General features: G+C 45.9%; 20 protein-coding genes and 1 pseudogene. 10 read left to right on the forward strand and 11 right to left on the reverse strand.

Features of this window, described 5'->3' with window-relative positions:
• Positions 1 to 152 precede the first annotated feature (152 nt).
• Together ubiT and LPW36_RS09315 are read left to right on the forward strand one after the other, a co-directional pair.
• The gene (gene ubiT / locus LPW36_RS09310) at positions 153 to 674 is read left to right on the forward strand and encodes a ubiquinone anaerobic biosynthesis accessory factor UbiT (RefSeq protein WP_230609407.1); all 522 of its coding nucleotides are present in this window, start codon (positions 153 to 155) and stop codon (positions 672 to 674) included.
• Positions 668 to 1,171, forward strand: a complete 504-nt coding sequence (locus tag LPW36_RS09315; protein WP_230609408.1) for a GNAT family N-acetyltransferase — start codon at positions 668 to 670, stop codon at positions 1,169 to 1,171. The genes ubiT and LPW36_RS09315 overlap by 7 nt, the downstream gene beginning before the upstream one ends.
• On the opposite strand, the gene LPW36_RS09320 is transcribed toward LPW36_RS09315, so the two are convergent.
• The gene (locus LPW36_RS09320) at positions 1,168 to 1,479 is read right to left on the reverse strand and encodes a GIY-YIG nuclease family protein (protein WP_338085977.1); all 312 of its coding nucleotides are present in this window, start codon (positions 1,477 to 1,479) and stop codon (positions 1,168 to 1,170) included. The genes LPW36_RS09315 and LPW36_RS09320 overlap by 4 nt on opposite strands.
• A gap of 144 nt (positions 1,480 to 1,623) precedes the next feature.
• On the opposite strand from LPW36_RS09320, the gene LPW36_RS09325 reads away from it, so the two are divergent.
• A complete protein-coding gene (locus tag LPW36_RS09325; protein WP_230609409.1) occupies positions 1,624 to 2,073 on the forward strand; it encodes a YhbP family protein in 450 nt (149 codons plus the stop codon).
• On the opposite strand, the gene LPW36_RS09330 is transcribed toward LPW36_RS09325, so the two are convergent.
• The 4 genes from LPW36_RS09330 to nrdD all read right to left on the reverse strand — a co-directional run bounded on the left by LPW36_RS09330 (position 2,074) and on the right by nrdD (position 5,554).
• Positions 2,074 to 2,340, reverse strand: a complete 267-nt coding sequence (locus LPW36_RS09330) for a type II toxin-antitoxin system RelE/ParE family toxin (protein ID WP_230609410.1) — start codon at positions 2,338 to 2,340, stop codon at positions 2,074 to 2,076.
• A gap of 3 nt (positions 2,341 to 2,343) precedes the next feature.
• Positions 2,344 to 2,601 carry a type II toxin-antitoxin system RelB/DinJ family antitoxin gene (locus LPW36_RS09335; protein ID WP_230609411.1) on the reverse strand — a complete coding sequence of 86 codons (258 nt, stop codon included), beginning with the start codon at positions 2,599 to 2,601 and terminating at the stop codon, positions 2,344 to 2,346.
• Between the two features lie 209 nt (positions 2,602 to 2,810).
• Entirely contained in the window at positions 2,811 to 3,275 is a 465-nt protein-coding gene (gene nrdG, locus LPW36_RS09340; RefSeq protein ID WP_230609412.1) for an anaerobic ribonucleoside-triphosphate reductase-activating protein, read from the reverse strand.
• A gap of 119 nt (positions 3,276 to 3,394) precedes the next feature.
• Positions 3,395 to 5,554 carry an anaerobic ribonucleoside-triphosphate reductase gene (gene nrdD, locus LPW36_RS09345; protein ID WP_230609413.1) on the reverse strand — a complete coding sequence of 720 codons (2,160 nt, stop codon included), beginning with the start codon at positions 5,552 to 5,554 and terminating at the stop codon, positions 3,395 to 3,397.
• A gap of 394 nt (positions 5,555 to 5,948) precedes the next feature.
• Between nrdD and LPW36_RS09350 the strand changes: the two genes are divergently transcribed.
• Together LPW36_RS09350 and LPW36_RS09355 are read left to right on the forward strand one after the other, a co-directional pair.
• Positions 5,949 to 8,231 (forward strand): YgiQ family radical SAM protein, encoded by a 2,283-nt coding sequence (locus LPW36_RS09350; protein ID WP_230609414.1) that lies wholly within the window; start codon positions 5,949 to 5,951, stop codon positions 8,229 to 8,231.
• Positions 8,232 to 8,896: 665 nt separating this feature from the next.
• Positions 8,897 to 11,272: a glycoside hydrolase family 31 protein gene (locus LPW36_RS09355; protein ID WP_230609415.1), complete on the forward strand. Its 2,376-nt coding sequence runs from the start codon at positions 8,897 to 8,899 to the stop codon at positions 11,270 to 11,272.
• Between the two features lie 73 nt (positions 11,273 to 11,345).
• On the opposite strand, the gene uxuA is transcribed toward LPW36_RS09355, so the two are convergent.
• The 3 genes from uxuA to LPW36_RS09370 form a co-directional block, all read right to left on the reverse strand.
• Positions 11,346 to 12,536 carry a mannonate dehydratase gene (uxuA, locus tag LPW36_RS09360; RefSeq protein WP_230609416.1) on the reverse strand — a complete coding sequence of 397 codons (1,191 nt, stop codon included), beginning with the start codon at positions 12,534 to 12,536 and terminating at the stop codon, positions 11,346 to 11,348.
• Between the two features lie 167 nt (positions 12,537 to 12,703).
• Positions 12,704 to 13,456: an FCD domain-containing protein gene (locus LPW36_RS09365; protein ID WP_230609417.1), complete on the reverse strand. Its 753-nt coding sequence runs from the start codon at positions 13,454 to 13,456 to the stop codon at positions 12,704 to 12,706.
• 104 nt (positions 13,457 to 13,560) lie between these two features.
• Positions 13,561 to 14,535, reverse strand: a complete 975-nt coding sequence (locus tag LPW36_RS09370) for a TRAP transporter substrate-binding protein (protein ID WP_230609418.1) — start codon at positions 14,533 to 14,535, stop codon at positions 13,561 to 13,563.
• A 327-nt stretch (positions 14,536 to 14,862) separates the two neighbouring features.
• On the opposite strand from LPW36_RS09370, the gene LPW36_RS09375 reads away from it, so the two are divergent.
• The 4 genes from LPW36_RS09375 (at position 14,863) to uxaC (ending at position 19,735) form a co-directional block, all read left to right on the forward strand.
• Positions 14,863 to 15,357 carry a TRAP transporter small permease gene (locus LPW36_RS09375; protein WP_230609419.1) on the forward strand — a complete coding sequence of 165 codons (495 nt, stop codon included), beginning with the start codon at positions 14,863 to 14,865 and terminating at the stop codon, positions 15,355 to 15,357.
• A gap of 78 nt (positions 15,358 to 15,435) precedes the next feature.
• Positions 15,436 to 16,740 (forward strand): TRAP transporter large permease, encoded by a 1,305-nt coding sequence (locus tag LPW36_RS09380; protein WP_230609420.1) that lies wholly within the window; start codon positions 15,436 to 15,438, stop codon positions 16,738 to 16,740.
• Positions 16,741 to 16,844: 104 nt separating this feature from the next.
• Positions 16,845 to 18,323: a mannitol dehydrogenase family protein gene (locus LPW36_RS09385; RefSeq protein ID WP_230609421.1), complete on the forward strand. Its 1,479-nt coding sequence runs from the start codon at positions 16,845 to 16,847 to the stop codon at positions 18,321 to 18,323.
• A 2-nt stretch (positions 18,324 to 18,325) separates the two neighbouring features.
• Positions 18,326 to 19,735: a glucuronate isomerase gene (uxaC, locus tag LPW36_RS09390; protein WP_230609425.1), complete on the forward strand. Its 1,410-nt coding sequence runs from the start codon at positions 18,326 to 18,328 to the stop codon at positions 19,733 to 19,735.
• A 60-nt stretch (positions 19,736 to 19,795) separates the two neighbouring features.
• Here the strand turns inward: uxaC and LPW36_RS09395 are convergent.
• Positions 19,796 to 20,890, reverse strand: a pseudogene (locus LPW36_RS09395) (4Fe-4S binding protein).
• Between the two features lie 399 nt (positions 20,891 to 21,289).
• On the opposite strand from LPW36_RS09395, the gene mgtE reads away from it, so the two are divergent.
• A complete protein-coding gene (gene mgtE, locus LPW36_RS09400; RefSeq protein ID WP_420844753.1) occupies positions 21,290 to 22,744 on the forward strand; it encodes a magnesium transporter in 1,455 nt (484 codons plus the stop codon).
• Between the two features lie 101 nt (positions 22,745 to 22,845).
• Here mgtE and ulaR read toward each other — a convergent pair whose 3' ends face one another.
• Both ulaR and ulaG read right to left on the reverse strand, forming a co-directional pair.
• Positions 22,846 to 23,601, reverse strand: a complete 756-nt coding sequence (gene ulaR / locus LPW36_RS09405) for an HTH-type transcriptional regulator UlaR (protein WP_230609422.1) — start codon at positions 23,599 to 23,601, stop codon at positions 22,846 to 22,848.
• A 112-nt stretch (positions 23,602 to 23,713) separates the two neighbouring features.
• Positions 23,714 to 24,754, reverse strand: coding sequence for an L-ascorbate 6-phosphate lactonase (gene ulaG, locus LPW36_RS09410; RefSeq protein ID WP_230609423.1), 1,041 nt, complete (start codon positions 24,752 to 24,754; stop codon positions 23,714 to 23,716).
• Between the last annotated feature and the right edge of the window lie 627 nt (positions 24,755 to 25,381).

A 25,381-nucleotide genomic window follows, 5' to 3' on the forward strand; every position in this document is an offset into this window, starting at 1 on the left:
TCCCAAAGTACAGGATTCACAGAAACAAGCATTTTCATTCTGAGCATATAACCTTTGGCGGTAGATAATTTGATAATTTTTTGACCTGACTCGATGATCTCTCGTCTCATTGTGGCAAAATAGTGTCATTACTTTTTAGCAGGAGTCAGCCAGTGTTTGATCAACTGAGAGCCCGTTTGGTTCGTCAGGGACCTTCCCTTTTACGTTTACCAATAAAGTTAACCCCGTTTGCATTACAGAAACAGGTTCTGCAGCAGCTATTGGGCTGGCAGTTTCGCCATGCATTGGCGGAAGGTGATTTAGATTTTCTTGAGCAACGCTGGTTAAAAGTCGAAGTTCGCGATTTGGGTCTGTGCTGGTTTGTAACTGTACGTGAAGGTGTATTGTTGGTGAGTGATAACCAGCAGGAAGATGTCAGTTTTAGTGGTGATGCTAACGATCTGATTCTGATTGCGGCTCGTAAACAAGATCCGGATACGCTGTTTTTTCAGCGCCGTCTGGTCATTGAAGGCGATACAGAGCTGGGCCTGTATGTGAAAAACCTGATGGATGCGATTGAGCTGGAAAATATGCCGGCTCCTCTGCGCATTGGGCTACAGCAGTTGGCTGACTTTGTCGAGGCCGGTTTAAAAGAGGGCGGCGAAGAGCATTCGCGCGCACCAGCATCGTGTTAATTCGCGTTGAGATACCCGTTGATGCAGCAGGCATCAATAAGCTGTTGCGTAAGGCATTTGTCGGTGATGATGAGGCTGAACTGGTTAATCATTTGCGTGAAGATGGCCTGATTACGCTGGGCATTGTTGCGACCGATGATTACGGCGGCGTAGTTGGCTATGCGGCGTTTAGCCCGGTGATGGTTAATGGTGAAGATCGCCAGTGGGTAGGTTTGGCGCCGTTAGCCGTGGCCGAGAAATACCGTGGAAAAGGTTTAGGCAAAGCATTGGTTTACGAAGGTCTGGATGCGCTAAATGAATTTGGCTATGCCGCGGTTGCGGTATTAGGTGAACCTGCCTATTACGGCGCTTTAGGTTTTAAAACCGCAGCTGAATATGACTTACACTGCAAGTGGCCGGATACTGCCTCTGCTTTCCAAATCTATCCTTTGGCGGAGGAGTCTTTGCAGGGTGTTTCCGGATTGGTTGAGTACTCAGCACCCTTTGATCGCTTCTAATCATTTAATAACGCGGTTAACTGTTCAATAGAAGGCTGGTCTTTGACCAGTTTTTCTTTTTGAGTTTTTGCCAGCTGTTTTATACGATATTCCAACTTTAATGCTTCGGAATGCCCGCTGGTTTTAATTTGATAAACCAGCGTCAGTTCTCCGGCATTTCTCAGGGCTTTGGCACCATTACCGGATTGATGTTGCTTAAAACGGCGTTCAATACTGGTGGTGATCCCGGTGTACAGGCGATTGTCTGCGGTGCGCAACATATACAGATGCCAGTTATTAGTTTCTGCCGGGGAGTTGCTCTGTTTCACACATTCTATTTTCAGTTGCTAAATCAGCGCATATCTTACCAATTTTATTACCTGAAAGCAGCGCACGGCTTTGCTGATGCTCCGGATTGTTGTTTGTGTTAACTTGGCGGCTGAATTCTATTTTTATTGTGGGATGATAATCTGATGACAACTGATCCTGAACATAGCCTGAAAGCCATTTGCCGCTATTTGAAAAAAAATCATGTTGTCAGCTTATGTACCATGAGTACCGACGAGCTGTGGTGTGCCAGCTGTTTCTATCTGTTTGATATGGAAAGTATGGCGCTAATTATTATGTCAGAACCCCATGCCCGACACGGAAAACTGGCGCTGGCTAACCCTCAGGTAGCCGGTACCATTGCCGCTCAGACAAGAAACATCGCCTTAATTCAGGGCATCCAATATACCGGAAAACTTCAGTTGCTAACCGGGGAAGATGAGCAACAGGCGCGGGAAAAATATATTCAGCGTTTCCCGATTGCTAAATTCACCAGCGCACCTTTGTGGCAATTACGTTTTGATGAAATCAAAATGACCGATAATAAATCTGGATTCGGTAAAAAACGCTACTGGCAACGCAGTGAGGGTGAATAGTCAGAACAGATTGGCGTGACTACCAACCCGATACAGTCTTAACTCCGAATCAGTACGTTGGTAAATCAGCAGAATGTCCGGCGCCCCATGACATTCCAGATAGCCAACATAGCTACCGGATAGTTTATGTTCCCGATAGCCAGTTGGCAGCGGTTGGCCTGTTTGTAGCAAAGCGATTGTATTCAGGATGACTCTTTGCGCGTTTCTATTATTTGCATAATGTTTAGCGTCTTTTTTAAATCGATTCTGATAAACAATCGTCAGCATTACTTACCACCCCAGATCTTTTTTCAGTTCATCCACCGAGTTAACACGATGTACACCAACGCCCAGTTCAAACTCTTTAATTGCCTGAAGAGTTTCTTGATTCGGATTAATTAAACCTTCGGGTATTTTTCCCGTTGCTGCCAATTGTCTGACTACCAGTCGGATGACGGTAGATAAATCGAACCCCAGTGTTTTTGCATTTGCCATTGCTGCCGCCTTTATTTCTGGTGAGACCCGCGCTTTTACGATTGCGTCGTTCATAATATTCCCCTTATTGGTATCTGATTTTTATGTGCTCATTGTGGTCACAATAAGTACTCAGGTCAATAGCGAAGAATACGCCTGGAGGGGGAGATTACGCTTAATGTAGGTTAATAAAAGTAGGGTAAGGCATGAAGGTTCGCAGGTTGCGAAGCGTCTCGAAATTTAATCGCTGTACTATAGGAGAGATAAGCAAAAGAATGCGATATTTATCGCAATTTATGTACGATCTGATTACTGCTACCGCGCCACAACAGGGATGGATCGGCTAATGCTTTGACGAATTTACCATCGATCAACACATTAATTAAATCAACTACTTCTTGCTGCTCAGGTGTGAGTTCAGACAGTAAGTATCCGGTCCAAAGCCAGATATCTTTTCCCGGACACTCGTTTTTTACGCGTTTTACCAGTTTCAGTATATCGGGAACGTTCTGTGGATGCAGTGGATCGCCACCAGACAGGGTAAGACCCTGACGAGAGATCCGGGTATCGTTAAGATCGGCAATAATGCGATCTTCCATTCCGGAGGTAAACAGTACACCCGAATTCAAACGCCATGTGCTTTTGTTATAGCAACCGGGGCATTGATGAACACAGCCGGAGACAAACAGTGTACAACGCGTGCCGGGGCCGTTAACGATATCGACGGGATAATACTGGTGGTAATTCATAGTTTAATTATTTGTATCCGGAAAGAGGTTAGCTAAAGCGCTAACCTCTGGTTATCTTGCAACAGAATCCAATAGATTATCGGGTTCCGTTGCCTGTCAGGTTAAAGCGACGTTTTTTATTAACAGGCCTGACTTTCGCTTTGATCCAATTGACCATTGCCTAAGTGTTTCACGCGGCGTTTTACTTCTTCCTGTTTACCAGCGTTAAACGGACGGGCATCCGGGCTGCCAAGGTAACCGCAAACGCGACGGGTTACCGACACTTTTGATGAGTCGTGGTTACCACATTTTGGACAGGTGAAACCTTTGCTGGTGCACTCAAATTCGCCGGAGAAACCACACTCGTAGCACTCATCAATTGGCGTATTGGTACCATAGTAAGGAACACGGCTGTAGCTGTAATCCCATACGTCTTCCAGCGCTTTCAGATTGTGCTGAATGTTTGGATATTCGCCATAGCAAATGAAACCACCGTTAGCCAATGGTGGATAAGGGGCTTCAAAGTCCAGTTTGTCATAGGGGTTAACTTTTTTCTCAACGTCCAGATGGAAACTGTTGGTGTAGTATCCCTTATCGGTGACATCTTCAATCACGCCGAACTCAGCGGTATCAAGACGGCAGAAGCGGTTACACAGGTTTTCACTTGGGGTGCTGTACAGGCTGAAACCGTAACCGGTCTCTTTTTTCCACTCTTCAGTAGCCACTTTCAGGCGTTGAACAATCTCCACACCTTTATCACGTAGTTGCTGGCTATCATAAGGATGTACCTGATTACCAAACAGTGCATTTACCGTTTCGTGAATACCAATGTAGCCTAATGAAATAGAGGCGCGACCGTTTTTAAAGATTTCAGAGATGTTGTCATCTGCCTTCAAACGCACGCCACAGGCCCCTTCCATATACAGGATTGGTGCAACGCGTGCTTTAATACCGTCAAGACGCTCGATACGTGTCATCAGGGCGCGTTTCGCCAGCGTCAGACGCTGTTCCAGAATCTGCCAGAAGCGGGCTTCATCGCCACGGGCTTCCAACGCAATGCGCGGCAGGTTAAGGCTGATAACGCCTAGGTTATTACGACCATCGTGGATTTGTTCACCATTTTCTTCATAAACGCCCAGGAAGCTACGACAGCCCATTGGGGTTTTAAATGAACCAGTGACTTTTACAACCTGATCGTAATTAAGAATATCCGGGTACATACGCTTAGAAGCACATTCCAGTGCAAGTTGTTTAATATCGTAGTTAGCGTCGCTGAATCTATGGTTAATTCCGTCTTTAATGGCAAATACCAGTTTAGGGAATACCGCAGTTTTGTGGTTTTTACCTAATCCGGCAATACGATTTTTCAGAATAGATTGTTGAATCATGCGTGATTGCCAACTGGTACCCAAACCAAAACCGAAGGTCACAAAAGGGGTCTGACCATTGGCGGTATGAAGGGTATTCACTTCATATTCCAGCGACTGGAATGCATCGTAGCACTCTTTTTCCGTTCTGGACTGAGCGTACTCTTCTGCATTTGCAATATTCCACTCTAACGCCACTTTCTTATGTTTGTTATAGCTTTCTGTCACAAAGGGCGCGAGGACTTCATCAATGCGGTTAATGGTAGTGCCGCCATAAATATGGCTGGCCACTTGAGCGATAATTTGAGCGGTGACTGCCGTAGCGGTAGAAATGGATTTCGGCGGCTCAATCTCCGCATTACCCATTTTGAACCCTTTAGTTAACATGCCTTTCAGATCGATAAGCATACAGTTAAACATCGGGAAGAATGGGGAGTAATCCAAATCGTGATAGTGGATTTCACCGCGCTCATGAGCCATAACAATATCACGCGGCAGCAGATGCTGTTTGGCGTAGTGTTTAGCCACAATGCCAGCTAACAGGTCGCGCTGGGTTGGAATCACCTTACTATCTTTGTTGGCGTTCTCATTGAGCAGGGCAATATCGCTTTGCTCAACCAGACCCTGAATCTCCTGATTCAGGCGACCGCGTTTTTCCCGTGAAATATCACGGTCGTGGCGGTATTCGATATAGGTACGGGCCAGCGTCTTGTAGTTACCGCTCATCAGCTGGTTTTCTACTGCCTGCTGGATCTCATTAATATCAACAGCAGTTCGGCCTTCCATATGCTCTGAAACTGCTTTTGCTACGTCGGCACAATAGTCGTCATCGTAGATATTGGCGGCAGTGGCTGCACGTACAATCGCTTCCTTGATTCGTACTTCATCAAAAGGCACTTTGCAACCATCACGTTTAATCACAACTGGTTTCACTATTGACTCCTTCACTAGCTGACTGTTTAGTCTTCTTTATTCGTAGTTATCCACAAGAAATACCACCTACGGGAAGGGGGTTCTTGTGGATGGAATGTGGATAAATCACTATATATAGGTGTGTTCGAAATTACGTACACTATATATTGTACCTGACACAAATAAAAGATGATTTATTTGACGAAGAACAAGGAATTGATTACTTGTTCATTCTTCAGGCGAAAACAACCGGAAAAAGTGTGCTTTTTCATCAAATGTATTGTTATAAATTTCATTGCATTGGTAATAATTCTGAGCGTGATTACTATTTGTCCGTGATTCAGCGCAATAAAACGGTATAATTCCCAGCCTGCCGTATCGTCGGTTCCTCTAATAACGTTTAAATGAGTTTTCTATGAGTAGCATTAGTCTGATCCAGCCTGAACGCGACCTGTTTTCCTATACGCCTTACTGGGCGGAGTGTTTTGGCACGGCACCTTTTTTGCCGATGTCCCGCGAGGAGATGGACACATTAGGATGGGACAGCTGTGACATTATTATTGTGACCGGTGATGCTTATGTTGACCACCCCAGCTTTGGTATGGCAATTGTCGGAAGGATGCTGGAAGCTCAGGGGTTTCGCGTGGGCATTATTGCCCAGCCCGACTGGACTAACAAAGATGATTTTATGCGGCTTGGAAAACCCAATCTGTTTTTTGGGGTAACTGCAGGCAATATGGATTCCATGATTAACCGCTATACCGCCGATCGACGTATGCGTCATGATGACGCCTATACGCCGGATAACGTTGGCGGTAAGCGACCAGACCGGGCTACGCTGGTGTATAGCCAACGTTGTAAAGAAGCCTATAAAGATGTTCCGGTGATCCTTGGGGGTATTGAAGCCAGCCTGCGTCGTATTGCCCATTATGACTACTGGTCTGATACCGTGCGCCGTTCTGTTTTGGTGGATTCAAAGGCCGACATGCTGGTTTACGGCAATGGTGAGCGCCCTATGGTTGAACTGGCTCACCGTCTGGCTGCGGGAGAAGCGATTGCTGATATTCAGGATATTCGTAACACTGCGCTAATGCGTAAAGGGCCTTTGCCGGGTTGGTCAGGCGTAGATTCCACCCGGCTGGATAAGCCGGGGCGCATCGATCCTATTCCCCATCCTTATGGTGATGATTTACCCTGCGTTGATGAAGGCAGTCCGTTTGCTCCCGAAAAACAGCCGGTGGCAAAAGAGGTCGTTGTTCAACCCGTCAGGCCAAAGCCATGGGAAAAGACCTACGTTTTGCTGCCGTCTTATGAAAAAGTGAAGGCAGATAAAATCATGTATGCCCATGCCTCACGCATTTTGCATCATGAAACTAACCCTGGCTGTGCCCGGGCACTATTGCAAAAACATGGGGATCGCTATGTGTGGATTAACCCACCGGCCATTCCATTGTCAACGGAAGAGATGGACAGCGTGTTTGCACTGCCATATCAACGGGTTCCTCATCCTGCCTATAACGGCCAGAAACTGCCTGCCTATGAGATGATTCGCTTCTCCGTTAACATTATGCGCGGCTGTTATGGTGGTTGCTCATTCTGTTCGATCACCGAACACGAAGGGCGCATTATCCAGAGCCGTTCAGAAGATTCGATCATTCGCGAAATCGAAGAGATCCGTGATAGCGTACCGGGTTTCACCGGTATTATTTCTGACCTTGGTGGGCCAACGGCTAATATGTATATGCTGCGCTGCCAGTCACCAAAAGCAGAACAGACTTGTCGCCGAGCTTCCTGTGTCTATCCTGAAATTTGTCAGCATATGGACACTAACCATGAGCCGACCATTAAACTTTATCGTCGGGCCAGAGATTTAAAAGGTATCAAGAAGATCCTGATTGCCTCCGGGGTTCGTTACGATTTAGCGGTACAAGACCCCCGTTATATTAAGGAACTGGCAACCCATCACGTTGGTGGATATTTGAAGATAGCGCCGGAACATACCGAGAAAGGGCCGCTATCAAAAATGATGAAGCCCGGTATGGGCAGCTACGATCGCTTTAAAGAGCTGTTTGATACCTACTCTAAACAGGCTGGAAAAGAGCAGTATCTTATTCCTTATTTTATTTCGGCTCATCCGGGTACTGAAGATGAGGACATGGTTAATCTGGCATTATGGTTGAAGAAAAACCGCTTCCGTTTGGATCAGGTGCAAAACTTCTATCCGTCACCGTTGGCCAATTCAACCACCATGTATTACACCGGTAAAAACCCGTTATCGAAAGTGGACTATAAGAGTGAAGACGTCACCATTCCAAAAGGGGATCGTCAGCGCCGGTTACAAAAAGCGCTGCTGCGTTACCACGATCCAGCCAACTGGCCATTGATTCGTACTGCGCTGGAAGAGATGGGATTAAAGCATCTGATAGGGAGTCGCCGTGAATGTCTGGTGCCCGCGGCGACCATTGAAGAACAAAGAGCCGCTAAACGTAATCTACGTCAGACGCGCCCGGCATTAACCAAACATACGGATATCACTCGTCAAAGAGATCCAGCAAAAGGGCACCAGGCAGCGGAAACATTCCGTAAACCAGACAATAAGGCGAAGAATGCCAGAGCTCAAGGCGGTAAGCAGGAAGCTGAACATTCAGCAAAAAGCGGAAAGGCGAAAGGTTCGGCCAGAAAAAAACCGTCTTTCTGAGTGTTAAAAACGTTTGAAGCGGGTGAATGAGATGTTCACCCGCTTCGATAAAAGATTGCCTGAATAACTTACCGGTTATTCGACGAGGTTTTTGAGTGTTTATCGGTTTTAAATGTAAAACGCGATTTTTTCTTTTGCTGATGTTCGTCAGTCTGATTCAATGAGACAGGGTTTGAACCGGTATTGGTTAGCGTTGTTAATCTGGGCAGTGAGAAATCTGCCAGCCCCAACACATTGGCTCGAAAGCAGGATAAATTCATAGCACCCTCCCGTGAATATCTTAGTCACAACTATCTAACTATAAAACAGGCTGATTGTCCTGTCCGTTTATGCTGTCACATTCCAGCCAAATTTTCACAATCGATAAAGGCCAAAACTACTACATACTTATGGTCGACGCCCGGAAACCTTAATCATAACGTTGGGTGATTCGGCAATTTTGGGAGTTTTTAACTTTTCATTGATTTTGTGATCTCTCACAAATTAGATAATGAAAAAATTTTCACATTAAATATATGCAAAAGTATGAGTAATGATTGGGGGTTACCTTAATTATTGATATGTTTGTGCAATTTTTTTCAAAAAAATCCATTGAGGCATAACTTTTTTTATCGTTAGCTAACATCAACTACCTGTAATTATTGCTAACTATAAAGACGGACATTATGAAAACACTCAAGAACTGGACGTTGCAGCAACAGCTCCCCGATCGTATTGAACTTAATGTTGATAGCCGCCATTGCTTTTGTTTGTATGTATTGGAATCAGATCTGTTTCGGGTTCTTATCAAGCAAAACAACCAATTAGCACTGGACCGTACCTGGACTATTGCACCGGATAACGATACCCCCTGGGAAGGGCGTTCCAGATTAAGCTGTGAGGGCTTCTCCCTACCCGGCTACCAATTAGAACAGCAAGATAAGTGGCTACGCGTTAGTACCGATACACTACGGGTTACTATTCATCAGCCGCTATGGCTGGAGTGGGAATACAAAACCCAAAACGGCGACTGGCAACTGCTAACCGCCGATCGTCCTACCAGCGCCTACTTATTGAATGCCCACGGCGATGGTGTTGCCCATTATCAACGCCGTTACGGCAATGAGCAGTTTTATGGTTTGGGAGAAAAGGCGGGCGATCTGAACCGTAGTGGCCGTCGGTTTGAAATGCGTAATCTGGATGCGATGGGCTATAACGCTGCCTCTACCGACCCGTTGTATAAGCACATTCCCTTTACCATCACCCGCCGTAATGAAGTTAGCTTTGGTCTGTTTTACGATAACCTGAGCAGTTGCTGGTTGGATTTGGGTAAAGAGCTGGATAATTATCATCTGCCTTACCGCCGCTATCAGGCTGAGGCAGGGGATCTGGATTACTACCTGTTTCTTGGGCCAAAAGTATTGGATGTTACCAAGAAGTTTGTTCAACTCACGGGAAAAACCTTCTTTGGGCCAAAGTGGAGCCTGGGTTACAGCGGCTCAACAATGCACTACACCGACGCGCCGGATGCTCAACAACAGCTGCAAAAATTTATTACGTTATGTAATGAGCACCAGATTCCTTGTGACTCTTTCCAGCTTTCATCCGGTTATACCTCGATTAACAATAAGCGCTACGTCTTTAACTGGAACTACGACAAAGTACCTCAACCAAAGATGTTGAGTCAGGCATTTCATCAGGCTGGATTAAAACTGGCTGCAAATATCAAACCTTGCCTGTTACAAGACCATCCTAAATATCAGGAAGTGGCGAAAGCCGGATTGTTTATTCGTGATTCCGAATCCGATGCGCCAGAGCGTTCCGTCTTCTGGGATGATGAAGGCTCTCATATTGATTTTACTAACCCACAAGCCATTAAATGGTGGCAGGGAAATGTCACTCAGCAACTGCTGGAAATGGGTATAGATTCAACCTGGAACGACAATAACGAATATGAAGTATGGGATGGCGAAGCGGTTTGTCACGGTTTTGGTCGTCCGATTGCCATTAAGCATATCCGTCCGGTGATGCCATTGTTGATGTGTCGTTCTTCCATGGAAGCCCAGCAGAAGTTTGCTCCGGAAAAACGGCCTTATCTAATCTCACGTTCCGGTTGTGCCGGTATGCAACGCTATGTGCAGACATGGAGTGGCGATAACCGCACCAGTTGGCAGACGTTGCGCTATAACACTCGCATGGGTGTCGGCATGAGTTTATCCGGTTTGTATAACGTGGGGCACGATGTTGGGGGATTCTCCGGCGATCGTCCTGATGCCGAGCTGTTTGTTCGTTGGGTACAAAATGGTGTGATGCATCCGCGTTTTACCATCCACTCATGGAATGATGATCATACGGTGAATGAACCCTGGATGTATCCGGAAGCGACTCCTGCGATTCGCGATGCTATTAAATTGCGTTATCGTCTGCTGCCGTATTTTTATAACTTGCTATGGCAAGCCCATCGTGACGATGAGCCAATGCTTCGAGCTACTTTTCTGGACCATGAGCATGACAATAATACATTCAGCGAAACCGATGATTTCCTGATTGGTAAAGATCTGCTGGTTGCCAGCGTGGTAGAACAAGGTCAGCGTGAACGCCCGGTTTACTTGCCTGATAATCAAAGTGGCTGGTACTGTTTCTACTCTGGTCAATGTCATAAAGGTGGGCAAAAAATTGTATTACCTGCGCCATTGGATCGTTTACCGCTGTTAGTCAAAGCGGGAACAGTATTACCGTTATCGACCCATACCGGTTCTACACAATTAGTTAAGCAAGAAGTTCGTGAACTGCATATTTTCCCTCTGGTAGCCGCGGGAGAAACCCGTGGTGAAATCTTTGAAGATGACGGTGAAAGCTTTGGCTATCGTGAGGGTAATGCCCTATGGCTAAACTGGACGTTAACCAGCGATACAAACCGTATTGATCTGAAAATTGACGTGAAAGGCAGCTATGCTCCTGTATGGGATACTCTGAAAATGGTATTACCACAGGGAGAGAAACGCAGCCTGTATGTGAATGGTCAGGCGGTTGAGCAAATGGCGCTGTCGTCGTTGAGGTAAAGTGAGATTAATTCAGTATTGAAATAGAAATGGCGCCTTATGGCGCCATTTCATATATCAGAAGATCAAAACATTACTTCAGATCGTTAAAGAAAGTGCGCTTCAATGCCAGCTCAACGCCACGTATTTCTGCCAGACCTTTCAGACGACCAATGGCGGAGTAGCCCGGGTTGGTTTTCTTCTTCAGGTCATCCAGCATCTGGTGCCCATGGTCAGGGCGCATTGGGATCTTGCGCATATCGCCGGTTTTTTGACGGCGGGACTCTTCTTCCAGAATGGCTTTCACCACCGAATACATATCCACATCGCCATCTAAATGGGCCCCTTCATGGAAGGTTTTTGGGTTATCTTCACGGCAGGTTGAGCGCAAATGGGTAAAGTGAATGCGATCGCCAAAGGTTTCGATCATTCTGACTAAATCGTTATCAGCCCGAACGCCGTAAGAACCTGTACACATGGTGAAACCATTGTGAATACTGTCGACGGTCTCTTTTAACCACTGCATATCTTCGATAGTGGAAACAATACGCGGCAGCCCCAGAATTGGACGCGGTGGATCGTCCGGATGTACTGCCAGACGTAAGCCACAGGCTTCGGCTACCGGAACAATCGCTTTCAGGAAATAAGCCATATGCTCACGCAGTTTGGCTTTATCAATACCATCATAAGTTGAGAGGTGCTTACGGAATTGCTCCAGAGTATAACCCTCTTCAGCACCCGGCAGACCGGCGATAATATTGCGTACCAGTTTATCAATATCAGCCTGACTCATGGCTTCATAGTAGGCCTTAGCCTGAGCAACTTCTTCGGGGGTATAGTCTGCTTCGGCACCCGGGCGCTTTAACATATGCAGTTCAAAGGCAGCAAAAGCGATTTGGTCAAAGCGCAGCGCTTTAGAGCCATCAGGCAATACATATTCAAGGTCGGTACGGGTCCAGTCTAATACCGGCATAAAGTTGTAGCATACGGTATCAATACCGCAGGCGGCCAGATTGCGGATAGATTGCTGATAATTAGCGATATGCTGCTTATAGTTACCGGTCTGAGTTTTGATCTCTTCATGAACCGGTATGCTTTCTACCACTGACCAGACTAACCCTTTCTCTTCGATTACTTTTTTACGTTTTTCAATCTCTTCAATACTCCAGACGTCACCGTTGGGAATATGATGCAATGCCGTCACAATACCGGTAGCACCGGCCTGGCGAATATCATCTAAAGATACCAGGTCATTAGGGCCATACCAACGCCATGTTTGTTCCATATATAAATACCTTCAAATCAGGGTGTTAAAGACAGCAGCAACCCCGCCATAAATAGCGTATAAACATAAAATTATATTTAATCGACTAATCAGCGTTGCGCTATATGTCGCTTATCTGACCATGACAGAGGAGCCTGCCATGGCGGTTATTAGCTTTTCCCGTAATATCAGGGATCCTGATTTTCAACGGGAACTGATTCAAAAAGATAACCATCAAAAGAGGGGTCATCCAAATCAGAAAGTTCCATCAACTTTTGTTTCACATTCTCCAGATGCTGCCACATTGCCTGACGGGCACCTTGAGGATCTCTGCGTTGTAATGCCTGCAAAATCTTGTTGTGATCGCTAAGCCAGGCTCGCCGATAGTCCTGATTGGAGATATGGGTATGTAGCTTTTGCCACATGGCGCTGTCCCGGCGGCGGCGCCACAGGTCTTGCACCATATCTTCCAGCAGCGAGTTTTGAGTAGCTTTAGCGATCAGGGTATGGAACAGCTCATCACCGTCATAATTAGTTTGCCCGCTTTCCAGAGCGGAACGCTCCTGCTCAAGTGCTTGACGCAGTTCAGCAATATCCGATTTAACCAATTGAGTGGCGGCAAAGGCGGCAATGTTGCTTTCCAGCAGTTGCCGCGCCTGTAGCATTTCAAAAGGACCAATATCGTCACTGTTCTGTTGCGTAGCTTGCTTAACATTGTCAGGCAGGTTTATTACATAAACCCCGGAGCCTTTACGCACATCAACCAAATTTTCTAATTCCAGCATGATTAATGCTTCGCGAATTACCGCCCGGCTAACGCTGAACTGGGCGGCGATATCCCTTTCCGGTGGTAGGCGTGAACCCACAGGAAAGTTACCTGAGCTCAGCATGGCTTTTAGCGCTTTACCAATTTCTTGATAGGAGCGTTTAGCACCTGACATGTTATATCCTTAGCGTTATATGGTCTTGGTAGGTATCTGGCTAATTGTAGCAATATCCGACACAAGATCAATTAACTGGTTGACCAATTATGCGATTTGTACCATTAGATTTTTTTCATAGAATCAACCAGTTGATAAACTTCAGGATTACTCTTCTGTAAGTTGTCATACATTGGTTGAACCGCCCGCTGGAAGCTGGCCTTTTCCGGATAGCTAAACTGCACGCCCATCTTCTCGGCTTTTACTTTCTCTTCTGCATTAGACTTAGCCCATAACTCTTTCATAAACATCATGGATTCATCTGCGGCTTGCTGTAAGGCCTTTTGGTCTTTTTCTGACAAACCGTCCCAGACTTTGGCTGAGATTACCAGCACGTCAGGAATTGAGGTGTGCTCATCTACGCTATAGAACTTTGTGACTTCACCGTGGCGATTCAGTGTCAGTGCCGTCAGGTTGTTTTCAGCGGCATCAACCACGCCCTGTTGTAACGCAGTATATAACTCACCATATGCCAGAGGCGTAGGGTTACCCCCTAACAGCTTAATCATTTCAACGGCACTTGGACTTGGCTGAACGCGAATTTTTAACCCTTTCAGATCTTCCGGTGAGTTGATGGCCTTTTTAGCGTAGAAGCTGCGAGAACCTGCATCATAGTAGGTCAAACCAATGAAGCCATTTGGTCGGGAAGATTGTAAAATTGATTTTCCTGATTCACTTAACATGGCGCGGTAGTAATGTTCACGATCGGTGAACAGATAAGGCATGTTAAAGGCGCCATAGTTTTTAGAGAATGCCTCCAGCTCGGCAGCATTGGATTTGGCCATGGCTAACGCGCCGTTCTGTACTAATTCCAGAGACTCCCTTTGGTCGCCCAATTGCGCATCCGGATAAATGCGGATAATCAGATTTCCATCAGACAGCTCTTTTGCCCGGCTGGCCATTTGTTCCATGGCTTTTTGTACCGGATGGTTGCGGTTATGGTTATGGCTGAGTTTCATGGTAACCGCAGCATAGGTTGGTGCTGCTACCATCATGATGGAGCCAATAATTAGAGGCAACAAGCCCTTCTTTAATGACATGTAACTCTCCTTCTGTCGTTGTTGTATTTTTTAGAGTGGGTATAGCAGGGTACGTTCAGCAGGCTGACCACTTTGAGGTAAAAAGTCAAAATAAAATGTAATAATAATGCAAATTGGTTGACCAATATCTCAAAATTGCAATAAGGTCGCTTGAATTGATTGATCGAGAAACAGAAAAAATGTCTTATAACACGGACTAATTTTGTGTGAAATTCTGGCTTAATAATAGTTATTACATTTAAATCATGTGGTTGTGGCTAAATAAATAAAATAAATTTGTTAGTCCTGCTAAATCTGCAATATCAATAGAATAGGGAGTCAAACTTGATGAATACACTTAAGAAAATGGTTGACCAATTTCTTGCGTGGGCGGTGATCCTTATTTCCAGCGTTCTTGTTGTTTGCGTTTTATGGCAGGTTTTTTCGCGTTACTGTCTGGGTACGCCCAGCGTAGCAACCGATGAGATAGCCCGCTTTATGTTTATGTGGGTAGGTTTGGTGGGGGCAGCCTATGCGGTAAGTCTGAAACGCCATCTGGCCATCGATCTGTTGATGCAAAAACTGACCGGCACACGCAAGCTGGTTTCTGAAGTGGTAATAATTTTAATGACGCTACTGTTTGCCGGGCTGGTTATGGTTTACGGCGGCCTGGGGTTGGTTCAGAAAACCCTGAGTACACAGCAGCTCTCTCCGGCTTTAGGTATTCCTATGGGGTATGTCTATTTCGCCATTCCTTTCAGTGGCATCGCCATTATTTTTTATTCACTGGTCGATTTACTGAACAAGTTTACGCCGCATTCCTCTGTCGATACCGCAGGGTAACTGTGTTTTTCCATTAGTAGCCTGAGGCAGGATAGCCAACAGGTCTAATAACTAAATATTGAAAAAGGTAACTTAATCATGGAATGGGATATTATTTTAACGCTGTTTGGCGTTTTCGCTTTCCTGCTAATCATTGGTGTGCCGATCTCTTTTTCTATCGGTCTGGCTTCTCTGGCGACCATTATGCTGTCGCTCCCTTTCGATCCGGCGATTGCCGTTATTGCTCAAAAGATGGCAACCGGGTTGGATAGTTTTGCTTTATTAGCCATTCCATTCTTTATACTGGCTGGAAATATTATGAACCGGGGCGGTATAGCGCTACGGTTGATTAACTTTGCCAAAGTATTGGGCGGCCGATTACCCGGCCCACTGGCGCACTGCAATGTATTAGCCAATATGATGTTTGGTGCCTTGTCCGGCTCTGCGGTAGCATCAGTAGCGGCAGTGGGGGGCGTGATGTCTCCAATGCAGAAGAAAGAGGGCTACGATCCGGCGTTCTCGGCGGCGGTGAATATTACTTCCTGTCCTACCGGGTTGCTGATTCCACCTTCTAATACCCTGATCGTCTATTCTCTGATTTCTGGTGGTACATCCATCTCAGCCCTGTTTTTAGCCGGTTACTTACCCGGTATTTTAATGGGTGTGGGTTTGATGACTGTAGCGGGGGTCATTGCCAGGAGTAAAGGATATGGTCGCCCGGAAAAGGCTACCTGTTCTGAAGCGTTCTACCGTATGTTAGATGCATTGCCTTCTCTGGCACTGATTGTGGTAATCATGGGGGGAATTATTGCCGGTATTTTTACCGCAACAGAGGCCTCCGCGGTGGCTGTGGTATATACCATCGGATTATCAATGATCTACGGTGAAATGAAGCTGGCAGATTTGCCAAAAGTGATCCTTGATTCTGCGGTAACCACCTCAATCGTATTGCTACTTATCGGTACATCAATGGGGATGTCATGGGCAATGGCCAATGCGGATATCCCTTATATGATCAGCGATGGTTTGAATGCAGTATCGGAAAACCCAATTATTATTCTGCTGATCATTAACGTCATCTTGCTGGTTATCGGTGTGTTTATGGATATGACACCGGCATTATTGATCTTTACCCCAATCTTCCTGCCACTGGCTAATCAGATGGGCATTGATCCTGTGCACTTTGGCATCATTATGACGTTTAACCTGTGTATTGGTATCTGTACTCCACCGGTGGGTAGTGCCCTGTTTGTTGGCTGTAGTGTGGGTGATGTACCTATCGATAAAGTATTGAAACCGTTACTGCCGTTTTTCGTCATGTTGTTATTTACGCTGATGATGGTGACCTATATTCCGGAGATCAGTCTGTATTTACCAAGAACCATTCTGGGATATGGCGGTTAATTATCGATATTTAACCTGAAGTTAATAGAATACGGCGGCTTCCCGGTAACAGGTTGACCGCCGTTTCTGCGCCATTTGTCATTCGATGAATTATGGGATGTAACATGAAAACCATTGATAACAGCCAGTTACCCGCTTCGGTACAACGGCCAACATACGATCGCCATCAGTTAAAAAGCCGTATTGTGCATTTAGGGTTTGGGGCGTTTCATCGCGCTCATCAGGCATTGCTAACCAGCCGGGTCTTGCAACAGTCAGGCGGTGACTGGGGGATTTGCGAAGTGAATCTGTTTGGGGGCGAAGCACTCATTGAAACACTTCGCCAGCAGAATCATCTGTATAGCGTGTTAGAGAAAGGGGCTGAAAGTAATCAGGCATTGATTATTGGATCAGTTACCGAGTCTCTGCATTCTGAGCTGGATGGAATGGAAAACGTTATTGAAAAAATGGCTGAACCTCAGGTCGCCATTGTATCGATGACTATCACTGAAAAAGGTTATTGTGTGCTGCCCGGAGGCGGTGGTTTAGATATTAATAACCCATTAATTAAGGCTGATTTGCAACAGCCGCACCAACCGAAATCGGCTATTGGTGTTATTGTTGAAGCCCTGCGTCGTCGTCGTGAACGTGGTCTGGTGCCTTTCACCGTGCTGTCTTGCGATAATATTCCGGAGAATGGACATATTGTTAAGCAGGCCGTCATTGGGTTAGCCAAAGTCAGCGATGCTGAACTGGCCGGCTGGATAAACCAGAATGTGCCTTTCCCCAGTACCATGGTGGACCGAATTGTTCCTGCTATCACGGATGAAACGCTGGTAGAAATAGAGCAGGCACTAGGGGTAAGTGACCCGTGCGGTATTGCCTGCGAGCCTTTTATTCAGTGGGTAGTGGAAGATAATTTTATTGCCGGTCGTCCTCAGTGGGAAACCATTGGCGCAGAACTGGTAGACAATGTACTGCCCTATGAAGAGATGAAGCTGAGAATGCTAAACGGTAGCCACTCCTTCCTGGCCTATTTGGGTTATCTGGCGGGTTATCAACATATTAATGACTGTATGACGGACAGCGCTTATCGTACTGCTGCACACCGGTTAATGCTGCAAGAGCAAGCACCAACGCTGAGTCTGAAGAATGTTGATTTGGCGAGTTATGCTGATCGTCTGATTGAGCGTTACAGTAACCCTTCGTTGAAACACCGTACCTGGCAGATTGCGATGGATGGCACCCAGAAGTTGCCACAGCGGATGCTGGATTCCGTTCGCTGGCATCTGGCACACAAGGGTAACTTTGACTGTCTGGCGTTGGGCATTGCAGGATGGATGCGCTACGTTGGCGGAGTTGATGATGCAGGTGCCGCTATTGACGTTCGTGACCCGATGGTGGAGCGCCTTAAACAAGTATGCACTTCAACGAAAGAGGGTATTGAAAGAGTACAGGGTTTACTGGCCGTGGAAGAGGTATTCGGCGCTGCGTTGCCCCAAGATCCTCGTTTTGTCGACATGGTAACCCGCAGCTATCTTGCCCTGATGGAACAAGGAGCTAAAAATACCGTTCATCAGTTAGCCAGTCAGGGGAAGATTTAATGATGAAAAACTTTTTAGCGGATGATTTCTTATTATCCACCGATGCGGCCCGGCGTCTCTATTTTGACTATGCTGCACCCCAACCTATTTTTGATTATCACTGTCATCTGCCGCCGAAAGATATTATGGAAAACCGCCGTTTTGGCAATTTGTCCGAAATCTGGCTGGCGGGGGATCACTATAAATGGCGGGTACTGAGAACCGCGGGTATTGATGAACGTCTTATTACCGGAAACGCCAGTGATTATGAAAAATATCTGGCCTGGGCATCGGTGGTGCCTAAAACGTTAGGAAATCCAATCTACCACTGGACTCATCTGGAACTGAAACGCCCGTTTGGCATCAGTGATATCTGTCTGAACTCTGATACTGCAGAGCAAATCTGGCAGCAGGCTAATGCGTTACTGGCCCAACCTCAGTTTTCTGCCCGTGGAATTATGCAGCAGATGAAGGTAAAAATGGTTGGTACCACAGACGATCCTGTTGATTCTCTTGAGTACCATCGTGGGATTGCGGCTGATGACAGCTTTGATATTCGGGTATGTCCAAGCTGGCGACCGGATCGCGCTTTCAAAATTGATTTACCGGGGTTTGTTGATTACCTCCCACTGTTAGAAAAGGCTGCGGATATCAGCATTCATGGCTTTACTGATTTGCTGAAAGCACTGGAAAAACGCCTGGAGCACTTTGCCGCTCATGGCTGTGTGGCTGCCGATCACGGTGTGGAGATAGTACGTTTTGCTGAAATACCGGCAGCGACCGAGCTGGACCGTATCTTGCGTCAACGCCTGTCGGGACAGACGTTAAGCGAACTGGAAATTGCACAATTCAGCACGGCGGTTCAGGTCTGGCTGGGGCGTCAATATCATCAGCGTGGCTGGGTAATGCAGTTACATATTGGTGCGCTACGCAATAATAGTCAGCGAATGTTCGCCAGATTAGGTGCGGATGCCGGGTTTGATTCTATTGGCGATCGTCCGGTTGCTGAAGCATTGTCCCGTTTACTTAATGAACTGGATAAAGATGACAACCTGCCGAAAACCATTCTCTATTGTCTGAATCCATCCGATAACGAAGTGCTGGCGACAATGTGCGGTAATTTCCAGGGCGGTGGTATTGCCGGGAAAGTGCAGTTTGGCTCAGGCTGGTGGTTTAACGATCAGAAAGAGGGTATGCAACGTCAGATGATGCAACTGTCACAGCTGGGTTTATTAAGCCAGTTTGTCGGTATGTTGACCGATTCGAGAAGTTTTCTTTCCTATACTCGCCATGAGTATTTCCGCCGTATTCTGTGCGATATGGTGGGTGGCTGGATGCATAATGGTGAAATTCCTCATGATTACCAACTGGTGGGAAGTATGATTGAAGATATTTGTTACGGAAATGCGGAACGTCATTTTAAGCTGAAGTAGGCGGATTTTTGTCATTGTTAATAAACAGAGCCTGCCAACTGGCGGGCTCTGTTTATTTATTCAGGGGTGACTCAGCATCTGACTGCCGGGAATTAAACGATAGTAAAACTGTTCCGGCAGGTTGGTCTCCCAATGGCCTGTATATTTGGCATAACCAATGGTTCCTCCCAGAATCAACGTTAACAGCAACGCCATCACCATTCCGGAAATCCCTCTGCGGTGGGTTTGTCCCGGCGCTCCCGTTGGTTTAGTGATTGAAAACACCAACGTGTCTTTGGCCGGACAGGACTCAACGCAACTCATACAGGCAGTGCATTCCACCGTATGAACCTGAATTAACCGATCGACAGGAATACGGGAAGGGCAGGCTTTAGCGCACTTACCGCAGTCAATACAGCTTTCCGGATTACGGCGAATTTTAAACGGTGAAAATAGCGAAAATAGCCCCAGTAATGCTCCGTATGGACAAAGATAGCGACACCACAGGTTTTGAATAAACAGACTGCCTAATGTCAGCACAATGACCGAAATTAATGTGGTTTCCCCGATAAAACGAAAGAAGTTCAGCATTTTTACATCGGCAATCAGGCCATAAGGGGACATCAGAAATGTCTGAATCGCTCTCACCGGCATGGGAACAACCAGATACAGGAAAAAGCCCAGTAATAAATACTTCAGGCTACGCAAAGGGATATCCAGCCAGCGTGGGGGGAAGAACGTTTTACCAAACATTTTTTTCCCTACATTACCCAACATTTCAGATAGCGTACCCACCGGGCATAACCATGAGCAAAAAGCTTTCTTAAGCAGTAGCGCCATCAATAAGAAGGCCAGTAATAGCAGCATCGATGCCGCATGAACAGGAGGAATGCTCTAGGTTTCCAGCGTATATTTCAGGTTCATTAAACCTGCTATTGGTAACCAACCTTCAATGCCTGCCGGGCGGGAAACATAAGTAGTGGCACCGCCAGTCTCATAAAATCTTACCCAGAAGTAGAAAGTGGCGCAGATATAGATATTGATGAGCACAAAAATAAACTGAGCGGCATGTCGCCAAAGCTTTCCATTGCGCATATCATTCCAGGGCAATTTACCCGCTACCGTACCCGGACGACGAATCAGTTTTTTGCGGGAACGGGAAGCCGCTTGCTCTATATCATCGACAGCGCACAAAGAATGAACTTCAGATTCTGACCGGGACTGGGAAAGACTTTTCATAATCACCTGGTACAAGCAGCAGTGGATGCGGGCATCCGGTTAATCAGAACTAAACAGAATGAAAGCAATAATATTGCATTATAAATGCGTGTTTATTGAGATAGATCGGGTTTGTTGGTATTAAGATTTAATTCACTCCTTTTGAGGTAGATGAGTTTCTCTTTTTGGGAGGAAACAAATTAATCTGATTTTTCAATCAGATTAATTCCAATCATTCACTATTATTTATATTGAAAAGCGTTATGGTAATGCACAATTGACTGCCCAACTCGATAATAAGGATTTAATAACAACCTTTCGGGCGATGATTTTACAGCCACAGAGTTACCATTTTTTATGATGCAGAATGAAATTAATAATGAAGTCCATAATGAAAAAATGACCGGTTTAAAACTGGAACATAATCGCCAGCGGATTATGCATCTCTTGTCCGACCATTTGTTGGTGGTGGCGATTGACTACGGCAAGCAATCTTCCAGTTTGTTCGATCCTTCACTCATGAACGGTGTGCATGAGCTTCGACAATTGGTCAATAAGCTACATGCCGCTGACCTTGCGGATTTACTGGAATCGCTGCCAAAGAGCAAACGTCGGGCTATCTGGTCTCTGTTGAGCGATAAAAAGCGCGGCCAAACGCTGATTGAAGTATCGGATGCCGTTTGGGATAGCCTGATTGAGGAAATGAGCGATCGCCAGTTGCTGTCGGCACTGCAACATCTCGATTTGAACGAGCAAGCCTATCTGGCAGGCCATCTCCCACGCGATCTGGTTGAACAGCTATTGGCATCTCTGGATGCCCATCAGCGAGCCAGAATCAGTGAAGTGATTCATCTGGGTAGGGATAAAGTCGGCGCTCTGATGGATTTTGAGCTGATAGCCATTCGTGATGATATTTCACTGGCAACGGTACTACGTTTTTTGCAAAAGCGTAGTACCATCGCGGACTCTACCGATAAGCTGTTCGTGATTGACAGAGAAAATCGTCTGATGGGGGAGCTACTGATTACCGATATTTTGTTACATACGCCGGAGACACGGGTTTCGGCTCTGATGCATACGGAACCACTCACTTTTTTACCTGACGATAATGCTGAAGAGGCCGCTGGTGCCTTTGAACGTTATAACCTGATTAGCGCCGCAGTCGTGAATAATCAAAACAAATTAATAGGGCGTTTAACCGTAGAAGATGTGGTTAACGTGGTGATTGAGGAAAGCGACAATGATTTGCGTCGTATGGGGGGGTTAAGTGAGAAAGAGGATATTTTCGCCCCTATTCTGACGTCAGTGCGCCAGCGTTCAGCCTGGCTGGCGATTAACCTCTGTACTGCCTTTATTGCATCACGGGTTATTGGGTTGTTTGAAGGAACGATTTCTGAGCTGGTGGCGCTGGCAACCTTAATGCCAATTGTTGCCGGCATCGGTGGTAATACCGGCAACCAGACGATTACTATGATTGTGCGGGCATTGGCTTTGCACCATATTCGTTCCCAAGATATGCCATTTATGTTGCTGCGTGAGCTGGGCGTCGCCGTGATTAACGGCCTGGTTTGGGGAGGCGTGATGGGGGGAATGACCTGGCTGTTATATGGTAATCCACTGATGGGGGGAGTAATGACGCTGGCAATGCTACTGAACCTGCTGCTGGCTGCGTTGATGGGGGTAACGATTCCTATAATGATGAATCGGCTGGGGAAAGATCCGGCAATTGGTTCCAGTGTGATGATTACCGCTATTACTGATACCGGTGGCTTTTTCATTTTTCTTGGGCTGGCGACGCTACTTTTGATTTAACCATGAAAAGAAAAGTGGCTGAAACCTGCTCTAATTCGAATTCCGACCATCAACCCAATCTGCAAACATGATAGATTTGCCTGGCCGGAAGTTATCGATATTTATACCAATATGACCTGAACGCCCTGAGTTTTAAGTTGCTCAATAACTTCATGGTTGGCCTCTTTACCGGTGATCACCATATCAATTTGTTCTGCCCGGCTAAACAACATGCCCGCTCGCTGGCCGACCTTGCTGCTGTCCACCAGCACCACTAATTTACCAACATAGTTCAGCATTTTTTGCTCGGCCATAGCGGTTAACATATCTGTTTTATACAAACCTTCTGCGGTTAATCCTTTGCCGCTGGTAAACATCCAGTGGCCCGCATATAACGATGCATCGCCATCCTGCGGGGCAAGCGTAATGGCCTGGCTCTTATTGTACTGCCCGCCCATGATAACTACGCTGTCATGCTCTTGCTCAATCAAAAAGTTTGCCAGCGGCAGATAGTTAGTGATGATTTGTGCATCTTTGCCGCAAATTTCACGCCCGAGTAAAAAAGCGGTAGACCCACAGTTAATCACCAGGCTCTCCCCCGGTTGTACCAAACGGGAAGCGGCTTTAGCAATGCGAACTTTCTCTTCATGGTTTTGTGCCTGATGAATGTTCATTGGTGTCCAGGCCACGCGATTTTGACTGATAACTTCCGCGCCATTACGCACTTTCTTTAATTTACCGTTATCACCCAGTTTATTAATATCCCGGCGTGCGGTGGCAGGGGAAATGTTTAAACGATCGATAACCTGCTCTACGGTAACAAAGCCAGTTTGTTGTAGCATTTCCAGTAAAATCTGATGTCGTTGTGATTCTGTCATGAAAAATCCAGATGTCTGATGACGATTTGATGATTATATTTGAAAAAACAATTTTATCCTATCGTCAGCAGGATGAAAGCCGGGTGATACCCGGCCACTGAAAGTAACGTCATTACAGGAATGACTTAAAGGGTAAATCCGGCTCTATGGTAAAACAATCATCAAAACCGCGTGGGTAGTGATATTCAAAATCGTCTTTATCCTGTGGCCAGATATAAGGTTTAAATCCGTATTTCAGTCGATCTTTTTTCATATCCCACAGTACGCGAATTTCTTGTGGGTCGGCCTGAAAGTTTGACCAGATATCATGATGGAAAGGAATAACCACTTTGGCATTTAGCGATTCAGCCATACGCAGAATGTCGGCACTGGTCATTTTATCGGTTATGCCCCGAGGGTTTTCACCATAAGAGCCCAGAGCCACATCGACCTGATGGTCATTACCGTGTTTGGCATAATAGTTTGAATAGTGAGAGTCACCACTGTGGTACAAATTACCCCCGGGAGTTTTAAACAGATAGTTAACGGCTCGCTTATCCATACCGTCAGGCAGTACGCCCGCGGCTTTTTCATCTGCCGGGAGTGTGATTAACGCCGTTCTGTCAAAGGCATCAAGCGCATGAATCTCAGTATCTTTTATCTTTATAACATCACCCGGTTTTACCACAATGCAGCGTTCCCGTGGTACTCCCCATCCAACCCAAATATCAACGCAGGTCTGCGGGCCGATAAACGGAACCGAGTCAGCACAGTTTTGCATCACCGCCGCGGCAACGTTGACATCAATATGGTCATTATGGTCGTGAGTAGATAACACCGCATCAATCTGGCGAATGGTAAAAGGATCGAGTACAAATGGTGTGGTACGCAGGTTTGGCTGTAATTTTTTGACTCCCGCCATCCGTTGCATCTGATGGCCTGTTTTCATCAATGGGCTGCTATGGTTTTGCTTACCGGTACCGCACCAGAAATCGACACAAATATTTGCGTTCCCCTGGGATTTCAACCAGATACCCGTACAGCCCAGCCACCACATAGCAAAGGTTCCAGGAGCGACAGCCTCTTGTTCAATTTCTTCATTCAGCCAGGTTCCCCATTCTGGAAAAGTACTCAGAACCCAGGATTCTCGGGTGATGTTTGCAATTTTACTCATAGCGATGATTCCCAATAATGATTGATGTATGTTGGCTTCTTTAATTAATCAAAATTAATCACAAAAAGATTATTTAAGATTGATTGTGAGAAATTTAACATTAACCAATGAGAATGTGAACCCTGTTTTTTATGGATTATATCTCTGTCCGGCCTGTATTATTTATCTGATTTCTTTTGGCTTTATAACTTATTATTTTCTATTTAATTGTAATTAAAAAGGAAAATTTATTTTTAAGATTGTAGGTAAGTGAAATGATTACTCCATAAAACTAAGTTGCGATCTTATTCACAAATAATCAAATTTAATCTTTGTGTGATTAAATTTGATTGGTAGAGTGGTCTGGCATTATAAACACAGCTCGTCATATCACACCTTAATTTAAAAATATTAAAGGACGACGAGTATGCCAAAAGCCGAATGGAGTGCTTTATGGAAACCTTTTATAACGTCTTCACTATCTTTTTTAATCAGGTTATGACTAATGCCCCGCTATTGCTCTGAGGAATCCCCAGTAATGAGCAGGTAAAAAAAGACAGGCATAGAGTTTTGTGATCTACTGATTGTGCTATCAATTCAATGAGATCACCTCTATGCCTGTTTACCAAGTATGTCAGAAGTTTTTCC

Origin of the sequence: Limnobaculum eriocheiris (assembly GCF_021010575.1) — a bacterium.
In the GTDB taxonomy this organism is placed as follows: Bacteria; Pseudomonadota; Gammaproteobacteria; order Enterobacterales; family Enterobacteriaceae; genus Limnobaculum; species Limnobaculum eriocheiris.